At 35.3% G+C, this 286-nt stretch carries 1 protein-coding gene; it reads left to right on the forward strand.

Annotation, left to right across the window (positions count from 1 at the left end; all coding sequences use genetic code 11):
* Positions 1-30: 30 nt before the first annotated feature.
* On the forward strand, positions 31-286 hold a 256-nt coding region (locus Q5762_RS37915), incomplete at its 3' end, for a restriction endonuclease subunit S (protein WP_315896859.1).

Here is a 286-nt window from a genome sequence, read left to right on the forward strand (position 1 = left end):
GATGTATGCGACGTAATTTATCCTGATCTAATGATGAAAATTCGGCCATCAAAAACTGTTTCATCCGAGTTTCTTTCAACATGGCTATCATCACCAATGGCAAGAGAGTTTATGTGGACAAGGATGACAGGTACTTCTGGGACAATGCCAAAAATTAGTAAAAAGGTTGTTGAAGCAATACCTATCATTGTTCCATCAAGGAAAATACAAGACATAATTGTTTCAAAAGTTGAAGAGCTTTTTTCTATTTGCGAATTACTGAAACAGTTAATCTCAGAAACTCAAC

Source organism: Streptomyces sp. P9(2023) (assembly GCF_032436795.1).
Classification (GTDB): domain Bacteria; phylum Actinomycetota; class Actinomycetes; order Streptomycetales; family Streptomycetaceae; genus Streptomyces.